This is a genomic window from Paenarthrobacter sp. NPDC058040 (genome assembly GCF_042885775.1).
Taxonomy (GTDB): Bacteria; Actinomycetota; Actinomycetes; order Actinomycetales; family Micrococcaceae; genus Arthrobacter.
Genome location: NZ_JBHVRN010000028.1, coordinates 1 through 15028, shown reverse-complemented (window position 1 = coordinate 15028; position 15028 = coordinate 1). Strand labels below are relative to the sequence as shown.

The following is a 15028-nucleotide window of genomic DNA, read 5'->3' as shown; positions in this document are numbered from 1 at the left end:
GTCTCCGGGGTATTGACCGAATGGATCCAGCCATTCTTCCCCACGGGGATGAACACACCAGCATCAATAGTCTTAGACATATCCAAAAATCCTTCCAAACAAGTACCACCGGAGACGGTCTTGGGCCCCAGCAAGGCTGGGGGTCTGCTTGCGTTTGGTCAGCAGTTTCCTAAACCTCAACCCGATAATCCGATGCGCCGGCCGCCGGGAACTGTGAGTCGTCAGCCTGGGTCGAAAGTGACGGCAGTCACTTGACTTGACTTCCAGTCAATCGTCCATCCTCCCCGTGATCCACGTCAAGAGGTTTTCGAACATTTCCTGAGCGGGTGTTCAGATCTAATTTGCCCAAAATCATGGCTCGAACCATTGGTCAGCATGGAACAGTTGTGCACTCGATCAGCTTTGGATCGCTGGTAAACACAAACTCGGAAGTAGCTGACAGTACCTTCCGCGTAAACAGTCGTTGTGAGACCCGCGTTCCCACAACGACTGTTTTTCACGAGCGCCTCTTGGGATATCAAGGCGCTGGTCATTGACCGGATTAGGCGAGCAACTGCCCACGTCATCGGGCGACCCGATTCCGGCGCGCTAGGATGACCCGGTTGAGGGGTGCTGCTGGACCGTCTCCTTCGCAGGGAGGATCTAGTACTTCCCTGAGAGCAATTCGCCGGCGTTGGGAACGTAGGTCTTGAGGCCCAGCGTTTTCAGCATCTGGTACGTGGTCGCAATGGCCGCAGTGATGACTGGTTTGCCGATGGCGTCCTGGACCTGCTGGACTGCCTCGAGAGAGGGCATCTGCACGCACGCGGACAAGACAACAACGTCTGCCTCCGAATGGTCCAGATCCTTGATGATCTCCACCAAGGCCAGTGGATCCCGGGCACCGACTTCGAGGTTGTCGGGAATTTCCAGGGCGATGTAGTTGGTGACTTTGACGCCTTCGTTTTCGATGTATTCGGCCACCGACCTGGTCAACGGCTCCATGTAGGGTGCGATGATGGCCGTTTTCTTCGCTCCCAGCACGTGCAGCGCCTCCACCAGTGCACCTGCGCTGGTGACCACCGGGGTTGACGCCCCCACGTCGGCTGCCTTGGTTTCGAGCTTATGCTGGGCCTTTTCGTGATATCCGTGTCCCCGGCTCATGATGGCCACAAGGCAGGCATAGCCCATGACATCGACTCGTGCGTCTGCCAGTTCGACCGCGCACCGCTGAGAGTCATCATCCATGGCCTCAAGCTGTTCCTTGGTCACCTCCGTCATTCGCATCCGGCTCGAGTGGAACGTAAAACGCTCCGGTTCTTCTTGCTCACGCGCATGGAGCATGGCCGGAATTTCGGTCTCCATGGTGATGTTTGAACTGGGCACGATTTGCCCGATCCGGTATTTACGGGTCAAGGGTTTGCTCCTTTGCAGGGTTTTCCATGTGTGGGGGCTCAGAAGCCACCACCACTAAAGTCAGACGGCAAGAACCGGATTGGTCAGCTTGCCGATCTTCTCGATGTTGAGCTCGACAATGTCACCGGGCTGCAGGTACTGGGGGGGAACCTGAGCGGCACCCACCCCTTGAGCAGAACCGGTGGCAATGACATCACCGGGTTCCAGGGTCACTCCCGAGGTGATGTCCTCAATCAGCTCGGCGATCTTGAAGAGCATGTGACGGGTGTTGGAGTTCTGCATTTCGACGCCGTTGACCGTCAAATTGAAGTTCAGGTCTTGCGGATCTGTAATCTCATCCGCAGTCACAATCCAGGGGCCGAACGGGGCGTACGTGTCCTGGCCTTTCGAAAAGAACCACTGGCCGGAACGGCGTTGGTCACGGGCACTGATGTCGTTGACGATCGAGTAACCATAGACGTAGTCGAAGGCTTCGCTGGCCTTGATCCCGGTCGCCTTCTTGCCGATGACGACGGCAAGTTCGCATTCCCAGTCCAGCTCTTTGGTCAACCTGGCATCGTGCCGGATGGACTCACCGTGTCCGATGACGGCGGTGGCCGGTTTGGAGAAAAGCACAGGCCTGGTGGGCAGGTCCTTATCGGTATCCAGTGTTCGGCTGGACTCGGCGACGTGCTCAACATAATTCAGTCCCACACCAATGATCTTGGTCGGGCGTATAGGAGCGCGCAGCGATACGGCGGAGAGCACGTGCGTTGTACCGGCCGGCAGATTTTGTGCGTGCGTGGCGAGCAGCTCGCTGGCCCGGGCCGTGAGCTCGGGATCGCCAACGTAGAGACTGGCCTGCTGGGGGAGCGGGACACCAACGGCCTCTCCCAGGGCGTAAAGATCCACAACGGTATCGTCGCCGAGCAGGGCTCCCGCCCTCGGATCCCCCGCGTCGGCTTCAAAGGTCAAAAGTTTCATAGTAGTGCTGCTCCTCGGGCAGGGTGTGCGGATGCTGCCAGGCGGCGTGGAAACCACGCCGCCTGGCTGATTGGTGGATAGGTTTCTTAGAAGTCGAGGTACTGCTGGCCGCTGTTGGCGTCGTAGCCCTCTTCAACCCAGAGGTCCAAAGACTTCATGGTGGGGAAGTCATTGAACGAGAAGAGGCATGCGTCGTTGCCGGAGTCGTCATTGTGGTGCTCGTGCCACGCCCAGGAGGGAACGACGAAGACGTCCTTTTCCTTCCAGTCGAATCGTTGCCCATTGATGACAGAGTGGCCGCGACCCTTGGCAACCGTGTAGACCACGTTGCCGGTGTGACGGTGAGCCTTTGTGCCCTGCCCTGCCTGGAGCAGCTGCATGTGCGCTCCCATGGTGGGCATGACCGAACCGCCCGTGATGGGGTTGACGTACTCCATGATGACCCCGTCGTACGGGGTGCCGTCCGAAACCTTTGCGAGGTTCAGCAAGGACTCGTAGGTCTTTTCCCAGGGGAAGGCCAGCAGCGGGGAGTATTTCTTGTTCCAGTCGTAGCCGACGGGCTTAAGGGTGCCTGCCCCGTGCCGGAGCAGGGTGGTGTTCAAGACCTTGCCCGGTACTTGGTGGATCTCGGGGTGCACCGCGTAGAAGTTCGCGTCCAGTGCATTGATCAGGGGAATGTCCAGCCCGTCCTGCCAGATGACCGGGGTCGTTTCGGACTCATTGCCGTGTTCGTGCCAGGTTCCGCGGGGGGTGATGGCAAAGTCACGCGGACCGACCTTGAGCCGGTCTCCCTCGACGATGGTCCAGGCTCCTTCTCCTTCGAGTACAAAGCGCAGGGCCGAAGCGGCGTGGCGGTGGGCGGACATGGACTCGCCAGGGTTCATGATCTGAAGGCCCGTGTAGAGCAGTCCCACGGCAGCGCTGACGTCGCGGCGACCCGGGTTGGCCAGGTAGACAACCCGTCGTCCCGCGTCATCGCCGGTGACCAAGTCGGCCGCCTGAACGAGCTTAGGCCTCAGGGCCTCATAGGACCAGTGCACCGGCACGGACGTAGGCTGCGGGTACCACGGTTCGATCTTGTTGGCCACGGTCCACAGTGCGCCAGCTTCCATCTCGGCAAGCTCAGCGTAATACTCACGCAGTTCGTCTGTGTCCTTGACCCGGGCACGCCCGATCTGATCATCGCTGAGAGTCATGACTCCTCCTTCGTAGATACAACAGCAAGTGGCTGCCGCGATTCTTGATTGTTGGTCTTTGCGTTATCCCCTCCGGGTCCAGCGACGGCGGGAAGGTTGGTTGCGGTCAAAGTCACCGGCTGGAGGGCTCGGTTATTGACCCGCAAGTCGAAAATGTCGAACCGGTTGTAGTGACCGACGATGTCGTGCATCTGCTTGGGCTGGACACACTTGGAGAGATCGATCTCGGCATAAACAATGCCTTCTTCGTCGACCAGGGGCTCGGTAAGCAGTCGACCATCCGGTCCGAAAATCCCGGAGAATGCACTGTTCCGGCGAGATAGCATGGCCCGCGCAGCAGGGTCTTCTCCGGCTACGGCCTCGATGATTTCCTCGGATACGGTTGAACACGAGACGATGCTGAAGACCTTGCCCTCGAATGAATGGGCCGCGGCGCGGGTTTTGATGGCTTCAACCATGTCGTAGTCGGCCGGGGCCGTCGGCAACGCAATGTAATTGGCCACGTGAACCAACTCGCCCTGAGCCAACAGCGTGAACCGGGCCAAGGTGTTGGTATTTTCTCCGCATGCGAGGACCCCCAGAGGGCCGACCTTCGTATCGTAGACTTTCAACGAACTACCGTCCCCTGGAGCCCACGTCAATTTCTCTGCCCACGTGGGAACCAGTTTGCGGTGGACGCCGATCAGGGCCCCGCTATCGTCAATAACAAGGACACTGTTGTACAGCGGTCCGATTCCCCGGGATCCCCGTTCGTTGACGCCGATGACAACATGTACGCCAAACTCGCGGGCAGCACTGCAGAGAGCCTCAACGTGGGGGCCTGGCACCTCCACCGAGGCGCTGTGAAGACGTTCGAACCATTCGCTGCCTTGAACCGGGGTCATCGTCCAGTTCCAGTAGGGATAACCCGGCAGAAATACTTCGGGGAACGCCACCAGAGAAGCCCCGTTCGCTGCAGCTTCAGCCATCAAATCGCGCACCTTCGCGACAGTTGCATCAGGATCCAGATATACGGGCGCAGCCTGCACGGCCGCAGCAACAAACTTCGGATACTTCTTGATACCAACCGTCTCGGGCATCTTCCACGCCATTAACGTTCACCTGTTCCAGCGGTGCGGGACCGCTTGTCCGCAAAGGGGATACTCAAACCTCGTTTGATCACCCATCGTTTGTTCCTCATACTTTATGTTTGATCAAATCCTATGTCAAGGACTAAATGTGAGGCCCGACACTCCATTGCTTCATGATGAGTTGCTGGGCGGGACGCGCGGAGTCAGGCGCGGTCGTCTGAATCGGGCACCCTGAAGGGCGGAAGCTGCGTCTGTGATCCCATGATTCAAGATTGGTTTGATTTTTGATCAAAGTGTTAAAAATAGGTTGTAGTTATATACTGATTCCCTGAACCGCCGAGCTTAGGAGAAGTCATGTCGGTGCTCCATCTTCAAGCGACCCCCAGGGTCACTACCACCGACCAGGCGTACAACGCGATACTCACAGCCATTTTGGATGGGTCCATTCCAGCTGGTGCCGCTTTGCCGCTTCAGGAGCTGGCGAAGTCCTTGGGCATGAGCATGATGCCGGTGCGTGAGGCCATCCGTCAGCTGGAGGCCACGGGAATTATTGAAATGGTCCGTCACAAGGGTGCCCGTGTCCGCCCGGTGTCTGATGCTGATCTGGAAGATACCTACACGGCGAGAATCGAGTTGGAGGGAGTCCTTGTTGATCTCGCAGCCCGCCGTTTTGATGCCGCGGACGCCGTCAAAGCCCGGGCGTTCCTGGACGAGCAGCAGGTCGCGATCGCTAACGGCGACGCAGTAGCTGCCCGGATGGCGCACCAAAACTTCCATTTTTCGATCTATGAGTCAGCTGGTTCCGAATGGTTGTGCAGGTCTGTTTGGCCCACGTGGCACAACAGCGAGCGGTACCGCTCTCTGGGAATGAGCGACCCCAAAACTGTCTCGTCCCGGCGGGCCGAACACGAGGCGATTCTGCAGGCGTGTATTGACCATGATCCGGTACGAAGCCGGGCCGCACTGCGGGAGCATCTGATGACAACCGTCAAGCAGCTCAACCCGGCAGTGGCCGAACGGTTGGCCGGCCTTGGGCAGGGGACTCCTTAGGACTTACCCGCCCGAAGAATTCTGCGCAGGCTGGCCTGAGGGAGAGCCCTGCAAACTCAGTTGCACGGAGCAGTAGAGCAGGTATGAGAGGGCGGTCCTGCGCCTTGTGCAGGACTGGACACCAGCACTGAAGCAACGCGGCCGGCGTGGCTGATGCCGGCCAGGGAACCCTAGCGTTCGTAGACGATCCTGCCTCCAACCACAGTGAAGTCGCACCGCAGGTCCCCGTATCCATCTGCTGTGGTGGGATCACCGCTGAGGACGGCGAGATCAGCCAACTTACCGGGAAGGATTGAGCCCAGCGGTTGCTCCATGAATTGCGTGACAGTGTTTCCGTAGGTGTTAGCGCGCAAAGCTTCATGGCGGGAGCGTGGCCAGGGCACGGCAACCCCGGAACGATCGCGTCGTGTGGCCATCCACTCCATGTGGGTGAATGGGCTGAAGGGAACCAGCGAGTGTTCGAATTGGTCTGGCGATAGTCTTCCTGTGCCGGCTCCGGGAGCAACGGATACGGAGAGGCCGTACCCGTGATCAACTTCCTGCGACAGAGGAGTGGCTCTTGGAAGGAGCCTGTAATCCTCGACGACCGTGGTCACCCCGAGGTCCGTGAATCTTTGGATGACCTCCCCTGACGGGGGGCTCAGGAGGACGGCTGCCCATCTCAGAGCCATCAGGGGAGTCTGGCGGTTGGTCTGTTCGTAGATGTTGGCGATCAGATGCGCACCAGTGTCCCCCGCGGCATGGCTCTGGAACTGGAATCCGGCGCCCGCTGCCACCACACACATCTTCAGGAGCTCATCAATTCCGCCGGGCGGCAGGAGTATCTCGGACTTCGAGGCAGCATTTTGCTCAATCTGAAAATGGTCTTCCAGCCCTGGGTCTTCTCCGCCGCCGCCAAGAGAGAATTTGAACCCGTCGAATCGGAGGAACGAGTTCCCGCTGTGGGCATTCAGCGCATCCGTGCTGGCTCGCAGGCCTTCCCAGTCGTAGACCTGCTGGAGAAGATGGCTGCGAACAGTCAACCCTTGATGTTCGAGCAGATCCAGATAGATACCGATGTCATCGATGGACAGTCCTGAATCCGTTACTGCGGTAATTCCATAAGAGTTGAATACTGCCATTTGCCTGCTCAACGCGTCTTGAGGGCTTTTTGGAACCGGCAAGAAAGGGGCAACAAGTTCCCGTGCTCGGCCGAGCAGGACGCCGGTGGGGTCACCGTTGGCGTCCCGCTCAATGGTGCCCCCTTCCGGGTTTGGGGTGTTCCGGTCGATGCCTGCAGCCTCCAGGGCCCGGGAGTTAACGACCGCTGCATGTATCCCCCGGGGCATGAAAAGTGGATGGTTGGGGGTCGCCGGATCCAGTTCCCTGCGGGTGGGCAAGCGCTTCTCGGCCAGCAGCGCTTCATGCCAGAGGCTGCGGGACTCAATCCACTGTCCTGGGGGAGTGCAGGCTGCACGGGCGCCCACCAACGACCCTAGTTGCTGGAAATTCTTGGCCTGTATCAAAGAGACATGGTCGATCTCTTTCGCTGCCGTCATCTGGCGTCGGTGGGTGCTGTTTAGTCCGGGTATCAGGGTTCGCCCACCCAAATCGATGACCCGCGTTTCGGGACCCCGCAGGCGCATCAGCTCGATGGAAGAACCGACGGCGGCAATGCGGTCTCCGCTGACTGCGACACCTTCCGCTCCGGCCGCTTCCGGCTCGACCGTCAGCACGGATCCATTGACAAAGATCAAATCCGGATGTTGCTGGATGCTGCTTCGCTTGACCTTGTAGTTCTGAAGGGTTTTCAACCGGCGGGCCAGAACCTCTTCCCGGCTGCCGGGAGAATGACTATCGGCACTGCGGAACGCTTCACGCATGCGCACCCCTTCCTTGTATGAAAAGCCCAAGTTGGGCTATGTCTCTTCCGCTACCAGCGGTACTCGACAGGCGACCAGGGGAGCTTCACTCGTGGCCAGAGTCTCGAAGGGCTGGATTCCTCAGGCGTCGCGGTTCGCAGCGCTTGGCCCGCATGCGGGCAGAACTCTTCCCAAGTCCGCTTATCCAGGCACCATCCTACCAGTAATTATATTTGATCAAAAAGTACGATCTGCAATTTTGATGAAGTTAGGGAGTGCGTGATCCCAAGCAAAAAGCCGTTGCCGCGCCCCGGGAAGGGCACGGCAACGGCCTTTGATACGTCGTCACTCATCAATGCTGAGTGTGCTTAGTCGTTGGATGCGTTTTCGTAGAGATCCCAGTGCTCGACAATCTTTCCGTTCTCGACACGCCAGATGTCGAAAACGCTCTGGGGCTCGGGACCGAAGCCGCTGTAGATGCCCTGGGTGAAGACGAAGGACTCGTCGCCAAAGGCGCGGACGTGCTGGTACCCGAAGTTCTCCGGCAAGGTGTTCATGAATTCACGAAGACCGTCGATGCTGGGCGTATCACCGGGCAGCGCGTGGTCCTTGTAGGTGTCCGCGAAAAAGCGGTCCACTGCGGACGCATCTACGTCAATGAACAAGGCTTTCACTGCATCGCTGACGAAGCCTGGCACGTCGGCAATGGCGGTCGTTTCTTGTGTCATTCTTGATTTCTCCTGTTTGTGGATGGGTTTGGACGGAGGCATGGGTCCGTCGTGCGACGTTCCGCTCGACGAAGGATCCAGCTCAGCCGAATTGGGGAACCGTGGGAACACTCGCCTCTGCCTTGGGCCGAAGCTTGAGGTAAACAAGCCCCAAGGCCACGAGTGCACCTGCCCCCAGGACTATGGTGAGAATGGCGATGCCGGTGAATCCCACACTTTCGAGAAGCCATCCACCCAGAATGGGACCGATGGCCATGCTGCTGATCAGGGCGCCGCTGGCGGCTGCCGACAGGCGGCCAGTGACGTCGATTTGGGCAGCGACCGCAGGCCCAATGGCCATTCCCAGCATGGACAGCATGGCTGCGATATTCACTGCGATCACGACTCCGGACGGCAATTCGAGCAAAAGGGCCGCCACCGTGGATCCGGCCAGAAGGGCCGTGACCACAACGAGGTTAAGGGCCAGGCGTCGTGGCCAGCGGGCCATCACCATGGCGATAACGCCGCTGACCGCCGCTGCGAGGTAAACGATGGTGAAGATGATCGATATGGCATCGAAGTCAAAACCAGCCCTGACAAGCAGGCGATCAGCAAAGGCGTAGTAAACCATGACAAAGAGGTTTGTGAGGAAGATACCGATCAGCAGAAGCGCACCCGAGCGCTTGACCGAGGTGGACCTGCTTTCTTGCAACTCATCGGTGGAGACGACTTCGGTAACGACCTTCTTTGGCAGGACAAGCAGCGAGACAAGGATTACCGGGATAACCGCCAAGGGCGTAATGAACAGTCCGCCAAGACCAAACGCCTCCACAGCTGCGTAAAGGGGTGGTGGGACCGCTGCCGAGACCACATTCGAAAGAACCATTCCGGCGCCGAAGACCAAGACGGGGTGCTTTTCCAAGGCTCCGGCAGCATTTGCTACGGCGAAGAGCGCACCATTGCCCAAACCGGCGATAGCCATGCCGATGAAAACTGATTCATTGCCGCCAATGAACAAGGCAATCACGAAGCCCAGGGCCTGCAGGATGGTGGCGATGTACGCCAAGGTCCGTGGGGTCATCCTGCTGATGAGGAACGTTGCTCCGATGGCTGCCACGGCCATTGTTCCGAGATAGGTTGAGTTCACCGCTCCTGCGTGAGAAGGACTCAGCCCACCTACGTCGATGAGGATTCCTGTGTAGAGGGGGAGCAGGTTGGGGATGAAGAACAGCAGGGTGAAGATGAAGCTGTAGGCAATGACAGGGATCAGAGCCTGGCGCAAAGCCGGAGAAGCTTCGCGGTCGATTCGAGATGCGGACATAACGTTCCTTTCTGGAACAGATGTCTAGGAGATTCGATTCGGCCAGCAGTGTCGGAGGTAAAGGTACCTGCAACTTTGCTGACTGGTTAGGCAGGATATCGTCGGTGATATCTGCTACTGCTGTGGAGTGTGGACTCCACAGTTACATCGTGGAAGTGAGGCCACCATCCACGACCAAAGTTGCCCCGCTGATGTAGGTGTTTCGTTCTGAGAGAAGGAACGCGATGGGCTCTGCTACTTCGGAGGGTTCGGCAGTACGCGCAATCGGCAGACGGCCGTTGTTTACGAAATCGGTTTTGAACTCTTCCGTGTCAGCTTCGTTCACTCCGTCTTCGAGATTGGACATGCGGGTCCGCACGAAACCAGGTGCCACCACGTTTAGGAGGACATTTCTGGGTGCGAGCTCCTGGGCGAGGGTGCGGCTGGCGGCATCGAGAGCGCCCTTGGCAGCGTTGTAGGCGAGGAACGATGGCATTGCTGCAGTCGCTCCCGTGGAGCTCACATTTACGATCCGGCCGCCGCCGTTATCTGCCATCCGATTCCCTGCGGAAATGGAGAGGAAGATGGCTCCCTCGACGAAGATCGCCATGTGCCTCTGAAGCGCCTCGGGCGTGATGGTGGACATCGTTGTTGGTGCTGCAGCGCCGGCAATGTTGGCGAACGCCGTGATTTTTCCGTGTTTGTCCTCAATCCGGTCGAGCAGAGCGTCAATCTCCGCCGTCCGGGTGACGTCGAATTCGTAGAAGGTGACGCCCTCAATCGCACCGGGTTCGCGGTCGAGGCCAACGACTTCATAGCCATCGGCCAGCATTCGCCGTGCTGTTGCGGCGCCAATTCCGTTGGCGGCTCCTGTAATGACTGCGACTTGTTTCATACTGTTTCCTTAACTGCTGGCACGATGGATGCCTCGATGAGCCGGTGCGCTGCTTCATACCCGGTTTCCAGCGCTCCTTCAACCCACGAGAACCAGCGAAGGGCGAGGTCGGCGCCCGCGAAGTAGAGTCTTCCTTCATCTGAGCTGGGGGAAGTGTTGAGCCCGGTGAGTTGTCCCGGGCGCGGGGAAATCCAGGTTCCTTGGGAATAGTCGTCCGTGTTCCAGTCGTAGCCGTCCACCGCCAGAACCCGTGCGCCCGGCAAGTAATCCTCAACCGCCCTTTGCACGTCATCGAGGTCAAGGGGGGAGAATCCTTCTGCAGGATGGGCGAACCCAACCAGCAGGCTGTTCCCGTCGATTTTGGCAGCAGTCGCCAAGTAGGTCACTCCGCTGTTCAGTCCCCATCCAACCGCTTGGATGTTTTCCTGAACACCTTCAACGAGTGCGAAGAACTTGTATCCGTGACCAGCGTGCCCTTCGCCGAAGAGCGCCTGCTTGCCGCTGTTCAGCGGAGGGTCGAACGACACATCAGAAAGAGTGTTCACGGGCAGGGCGACGACAGCCCGCTTGGATCGCAGCTGGTCACCATCAATGGTGGTCACCGTCACACCTTCAGGGTCCTGACTGATTCCGAGCACCGGCGTGGAAAGGCGAACTTCGCCCTTGAAGTCGGAGGCAATGGCATCGATCAGGCTCGCAGTACCGCTTTCAATGATGAGCGCGGGCGCCAGGGCGAGGGGGCTGCCACCGAGTGCCGTTACCGAGTGAAGGTGGTAGAGGATTGAGTTGTCGGTGTTATCGGTTCCCGAGTACAGCGAGGCCCATGATTCCAAAAGGTCGTGCGTGACGGGTCCAACGCCGAGACTCTTGATGAAGTCCGAAACGGACACGTCAAGGTCGCTGATTTCCTGAAGGAAGTGAGGGGTTTCGAGTTGTACTCGCGCTGCTTCAGCGCGAAGCCTGGCGAGGGCCTCCTCAGCACTGACTGCTTCTTCCCACGGCAGTGGAAGTCCGGTGCTCTCAAAGCGTTTGCCGTTCAAGTACCAGATGTAGCGCTGCGGTTCGGGCGGATAAACCATGTCCAGGCCATATCGTGCTGTTTCCCGGACCAAGTGGGTCTGTGCATGGTCGAAGTAGGTGCCCCCGAGCTCGATTTGCGTGTCAGTATCAGCGAATGAGCGGCACGCCGTACGTCCTCCCAAGCGATCCCGAGCCTCAAGCAGAAGGACTTCAAGACCGGCCTCGGACAGCTCCCTGGCCGCCATGACGCCGGCAAAGCCTCCACCGACTACTATCGCGTCCCATGTAGGCATATTCGTGGTCCTTTCAGGTGGCCGGCCAAGAAGTGGACCAGACCGTTTTGATCCCAGCTGCAGCCGCGGCCTCTTCGCCTGGCTTGTGTGGGGGTGATGTATGAGCGGCAGCAGCATCGCTTTCAGGTCTGCTGTAGAAGCCCTGAGGGAGCTCGCTCTCCGATTCGATAGTGATGGAGCTCACCGAGCTCATCCTTTGCAACAAGTGTAGAGCCAAACCTGCGCTTGTCAAAGGAAAATCTCATGAATTTTTTGAAATGCGCAGGATTTGGCCGACTCTTATACGAATCCGACAAGATCGCTTGGCGCCTGACATACGGTGGTGGCCGCAGAAAAGCTCAAGCTTTGGCCGTCTGTGGGCGGAAAAAGCGCCAGCGGCGCCCTCCTTGGAGGGCATGCCTCGTGGGTAGATGCTCTCAGGTGGCTGGGCTCTCAGGTGGCTGGCCAGCTCATTGCGGCCACGCGACGGCGTCTGTGTGCGCCGGGAAAACAAATGAGCGCGGTGGGCGGGTGATACTTCACAGCGTTCCCAGGAACCCGGAGCGCCCCGTCATGGAGTGAGTGACTAATCCTCGACTGGGGCAGGTGTCCGGAGCAACCGCCAGTGAAGTTTGTGAACATCGATTTCCAGCATCACTTTTACGGATTGAACGCCGGGAAGTTCCCGCACGGAGTGCGTGAGTTTGAGAAGCTCTGCCTCATCTTCTGTATAGACCTGGATGCACAGGTCGAATTCGCCAAGCATTGTTGATAGGTAGACGACTTCGTCGCGTTCATTCAAGGCGGCCACGACTTCGGCATGCTTGCTCGGCTCGACGTTGGCCAGCAGCAATGCCGGCTTGATCTGGCCGAAGCCGGCCGGATTGGCGAACGCCATGATTCGCACCCCGGCTTCTTGCAGCTTCCGGAGCCTCAGTCGGACGGTAGCCTCGGGTATGCCAAGGTTTTTGGCTATTTCCCGCACGGGGCGGCGGCCGTCCTCCTGCAGTTCCTGGACGATTTGCACGTCGACCGTATCAAATCTCGCGGCAGAACCGTTGGCGATGGCCTTGACCTTCCTCGCGTTCAATACGGCGCGGGAGACGCCGTTCTTCGGGGAAGATTATCATGCTGCGAGCACTGGCTTCACGCCCTAAATCGACCACCGGTAGCCAAGCCCGGCTGCCGGCACCCATCTTGGGCAGCCCGGGCCTGGCATCCCACGGGAGTACTCTCGGACACCGAGACAGTCCCTACGGTCAGGGATGTGTGGGCTCGTGGCCGACGGGGTTGTCCGAAACGAAAGGCGATATACGAGCAGGTAAGCGGCCCTCTATATTTTGGCGTGCGGAGCGTAGGCGATGGCATCCACTTCAAGGAACCAATCAGGGTCCATGAGTCCAACGACTTGGATGCCCGTGCTGGCCGGATGCTTGTCGCCAAAGAACTCCTGCTTCACTTCCCAGTAGTCCTTGGTGGTTTGCGGGTCACGCATTGAAGGCACAATGTAGTTTGTTAGGCGTACGACGGATGTCAGATCCACGCCGACCAAGCCAAGAACGTGTTGCATGTTCTTGAATACCTGCCGTGCCTGGGCCTTGAGATCGCCGACGCCGATCGTTTCGCCTTTTTCGTTGTAGGGAATCTGTCCCGAGAGCAGCAGGAAGTCCCCTGCCTTGACCAGTTGAGTCAAGGGGGCATCCTGGTCCCATTCCCAATTGGCGCGAACATGAGTGATTTCTGGCATAACCGTTTCCTTTCCACCGGGAGTTCCGGTGTTTCCTGTTCGATTTCCGCACCTGATGGCTGAGATCAAGACTTTTGGGCGGGGCCTGCGAGGACCCCGGGATCGTGTACAAATCGGTTGATGACTGGAATGCTTCGGGAGTATCTTTGCCAGCCTGCACCAGGCTCGCCATTTTTGGCGAAGGCACCCCAAATGCTTCGCATCCATACCCCGCGGCGTTCTAAAAGATCCCAGTCAGCACCTTTGAGCATGGGCGCGGACTGCCACGTCTCCCGACCGCCGAACAGGAAGGGTAGTTCAATGCAGTGCGGAGATCCCCAACCCGAGGCTGGTACTTCCCAATCGAACTCATACAACCATGTGTCCGCACCGGCGTCAGACGCTTGGTCAGCGACTGACTGCGTACCTTGGATCATCTCGGTGGCGTTGCGTGTACGCATGGCATCACCGAAGTCTTCGAATAGACCCGGGTAGGGTTCGAAGATCCCTTTCTCAATCATGATGAACGGCAGGGTGTCGTCGCGGGTCCACCCACCGAGAACACGGGTGAGGATTGGTTGTTCTGTCTTGGGCCGAACGGGCGCCCAGATCTCTATGGTTCCCGCCTCGTCTGCGTACAGCTTTTGGGCCTTGAGAATTTCCGCAGTCGTGAGGGATCGCGGATCGCATCCAATGAACTCGGTAAAGCTCTTTGCTTGGCGAATAACGTCTTCGCGCTGGTAGGAGAGCCTGCCGAGGTTGATGTCGCTGCTTTGATATATGACGCCCTTGACATGGGGGCCGAGTCCCCAGCGTTGCAGGACTTCGATGGCAAACCCGCCGGCGGATTGCCCGAAGAGAGTGATGTTTTCCGGATCACCCCCGAACTGAGCGATGTTTCGATGAACCCATTCCACTGCGGTCAGCTGGTCTGTGGTTGCAGGGCTTGGTTCCTCACTTTCGCCCAGGCAGAGGTAGCCCAGGGCGCCAAGCCGTGCGGTAACGGAGACGACGACGACGTCCTGCTCCTCTGCGAGCCTGGAACCGTCGTACCACGGAAGCTCACCGCCGCCCGTGATGAAAGCACCGCCATGGAACCACATCATGACTGGACGTTTGCCGCTTGTGCGGGGGGTGAAGACGGACAGGACCTGGCAGTCTTCTGATTGCTCCAGCGGTTCCGGTGGCCCTAACAGCACATCAAACCGCGATGGATTCTGAGGGGGCGTGGGGCCCGGACCCCGATCTGGCTCCACATTCTCGAAGGGAATCAATTGAGCAGGAGAAAAGCGGTCAGCGCTGGCGTACCTGATATTCCGGTAGGCAAGGCAAGTGCTCATGTATTCGTGACTCTCGTGTTTCTGACGTGGCGACTGCACTGGACTTCTGGGCAGCCGGAGATCATCCTGACCTCTTTGCCTCAGCTTGCCAAGGCTTGGACAGAGTGTCGCGCCGGCGCATTTGCCGGTGCGACACTCTCTGGTAAACGTCGATGGACGTTAGTCGGTGGTGGGGAGGAGGTGGCGGTATTGGCCTTTGAAGTAGAGCAGGGGGTGGCCGGTGTGCCATTCCGGGGTGCTCATTTCGTTGACG

The 15028-nt window shown here is 58.7% G+C and carries 13 protein-coding genes and 1 pseudogene; 1 reads left to right on the top strand and 13 read right to left on the bottom strand.

Annotated elements, in window-relative coordinates; all coding sequences use genetic code 11:
- Positions 1 to 642: 642 nt before the first annotated feature.
- The 4 genes from ACFVSJ_RS24075 to ACFVSJ_RS24060 form a co-directional block, all read right to left on the bottom strand.
- Positions 643 to 1395, bottom strand: a complete 753-nt coding sequence (locus tag ACFVSJ_RS24075; RefSeq protein WP_387439640.1) for an Asp/Glu racemase — start codon at positions 1393 to 1395, stop codon at positions 643 to 645.
- Positions 1396 to 1455: 60 nt separating this feature from the next.
- Positions 1456 to 2358: a fumarylacetoacetate hydrolase family protein gene (locus ACFVSJ_RS24070; protein ID WP_387439639.1), complete on the bottom strand. Its 903-nt coding sequence runs from the start codon at positions 2356 to 2358 to the stop codon at positions 1456 to 1458.
- A gap of 86 nt (positions 2359 to 2444) precedes the next feature.
- Complete coding sequence (locus ACFVSJ_RS24065) at positions 2445 to 3554, bottom strand: cupin domain-containing protein (protein WP_387439638.1); 1110 nt, start codon at positions 3552 to 3554, stop codon at positions 2445 to 2447.
- Complete coding sequence (locus ACFVSJ_RS24060; protein WP_387439637.1) at positions 3551 to 4645, bottom strand: carbon-nitrogen hydrolase family protein; 1095 nt, start codon at positions 4643 to 4645, stop codon at positions 3551 to 3553. Before ACFVSJ_RS24060 ends, ACFVSJ_RS24065 begins: the two co-directional genes overlap by 4 nt.
- A 333-nt stretch (positions 4646 to 4978) precedes the next feature.
- On the opposite strand from ACFVSJ_RS24060, the gene ACFVSJ_RS24055 reads away from it, so the two are divergent.
- On the top strand, positions 4979 to 5674 hold the full coding sequence (locus tag ACFVSJ_RS24055) for a GntR family transcriptional regulator (protein ID WP_387439636.1): 696 nt from the start codon (positions 4979 to 4981) through the stop codon (positions 5672 to 5674).
- A gap of 170 nt (positions 5675 to 5844) precedes the next feature.
- Here ACFVSJ_RS24055 and ACFVSJ_RS24050 read toward each other — a convergent pair whose 3' ends face one another.
- The 9 genes and pseudogenes from ACFVSJ_RS24050 to ACFVSJ_RS24010 form a co-directional block, all read right to left on the bottom strand.
- Complete coding sequence (locus ACFVSJ_RS24050; RefSeq protein ID WP_387439635.1) at positions 5845 to 7536, bottom strand: amidohydrolase; 1692 nt, start codon at positions 7534 to 7536, stop codon at positions 5845 to 5847.
- 347 nt (positions 7537 to 7883) lie between these two features.
- Positions 7884 to 8243 (bottom strand): nuclear transport factor 2 family protein, encoded by a 360-nt coding sequence (locus ACFVSJ_RS24045; RefSeq protein WP_387439634.1) that lies wholly within the window; start codon positions 8241 to 8243, stop codon positions 7884 to 7886.
- Positions 8244 to 8325: 82 nt separating this feature from the next.
- Positions 8326 to 9543, bottom strand: a complete 1218-nt coding sequence (locus ACFVSJ_RS24040; RefSeq protein ID WP_387439633.1) for an MFS transporter — start codon at positions 9541 to 9543, stop codon at positions 8326 to 8328.
- Positions 9544 to 9685: 142 nt separating this feature from the next.
- Positions 9686 to 10417, bottom strand: a complete 732-nt coding sequence (locus ACFVSJ_RS24035; RefSeq protein WP_387439632.1) for an SDR family NAD(P)-dependent oxidoreductase — start codon at positions 10415 to 10417, stop codon at positions 9686 to 9688.
- Positions 10414 to 11730, bottom strand: coding sequence for a flavin monoamine oxidase family protein (locus tag ACFVSJ_RS24030; RefSeq protein ID WP_387439631.1), 1317 nt, complete (start codon positions 11728 to 11730; stop codon positions 10414 to 10416). Before ACFVSJ_RS24030 ends, ACFVSJ_RS24035 begins: the two co-directional genes overlap by 4 nt.
- Before the next feature lie 565 nt (positions 11731 to 12295).
- A complete protein-coding gene (locus tag ACFVSJ_RS24025; protein WP_387439641.1) occupies positions 12296 to 12607 on the bottom strand; it encodes an Lrp/AsnC ligand binding domain-containing protein in 312 nt (103 codons plus the stop codon).
- 18 nt (positions 12608 to 12625) lie between these two features.
- Positions 12626 to 12736 (bottom strand): annotated as a pseudogene (locus ACFVSJ_RS24020) (AsnC family transcriptional regulator); the annotation flags it as partial.
- Between the two features lie 306 nt (positions 12737 to 13042).
- Entirely contained in the window at positions 13043 to 13456 is a 414-nt protein-coding gene (locus tag ACFVSJ_RS24015; protein WP_387439630.1) for a RidA family protein, read from the bottom strand.
- Between the two features lie 65 nt (positions 13457 to 13521).
- A complete protein-coding gene (locus ACFVSJ_RS24010) occupies positions 13522 to 14775 on the bottom strand; it encodes a carboxylesterase family protein (RefSeq protein ID WP_387439629.1) in 1254 nt (417 codons plus the stop codon).
- Positions 14776 to 15028 lie beyond the last annotated feature (253 nt).

Excerpts from the sequence above, each read along its gene's own strand:
- ACFVSJ_RS24010 (WP_387439629.1), bottom strand. The coding sequence starts at position 14,775 with ATGAGCACTTGCCTTGCCTACCGGAATATCAGGTACGCCAGCGCTGAC.
- ACFVSJ_RS24030 (WP_387439631.1), bottom strand. The coding sequence starts at position 11,730 with ATGCCTACATGGGACGCGATAGTAGTCGGTGGAGGCTTTGCCGGCGTC.
- ACFVSJ_RS24060 (WP_387439637.1), bottom strand. The coding sequence starts at position 4,645 with ATGGCGTGGAAGATGCCCGAGACGGTTGGTATCAAGAAGTATCCGAAG.
- ACFVSJ_RS24055 (WP_387439636.1), top strand. The coding sequence starts at position 4,979 with ATGTCGGTGCTCCATCTTCAAGCGACCCCCAGGGTCACTACCACCGAC.
- ACFVSJ_RS24015 (WP_387439630.1), bottom strand. The coding sequence starts at position 13,456 with ATGCCAGAAATCACTCATGTTCGCGCCAATTGGGAATGGGACCAGGAT.
- ACFVSJ_RS24025 (WP_387439641.1), bottom strand. The coding sequence starts at position 12,607 with ATGGCGTTCGCCAATCCGGCCGGCTTCGGCCAGATCAAGCCGGCATTG.
- ACFVSJ_RS24070 (WP_387439639.1), bottom strand. The coding sequence starts at position 2,358 with ATGAAACTTTTGACCTTTGAAGCCGACGCGGGGGATCCGAGGGCGGGA.
- ACFVSJ_RS24035 (WP_387439632.1), bottom strand. The coding sequence starts at position 10,417 with ATGAAACAAGTCGCAGTCATTACAGGAGCCGCCAACGGAATTGGCGCC.
- ACFVSJ_RS24040 (WP_387439633.1), bottom strand. The coding sequence starts at position 9,543 with ATGTCCGCATCTCGAATCGACCGCGAAGCTTCTCCGGCTTTGCGCCAG.
- ACFVSJ_RS24065 (WP_387439638.1), bottom strand. The coding sequence starts at position 3,554 with ATGACTCTCAGCGATGATCAGATCGGGCGTGCCCGGGTCAAGGACACA.
- ACFVSJ_RS24045 (WP_387439634.1), bottom strand. The coding sequence starts at position 8,243 with ATGACACAAGAAACGACCGCCATTGCCGACGTGCCAGGCTTCGTCAGC.
- ACFVSJ_RS24050 (WP_387439635.1), bottom strand. The coding sequence starts at position 7,536 with ATGCGTGAAGCGTTCCGCAGTGCCGATAGTCATTCTCCCGGCAGCCGG.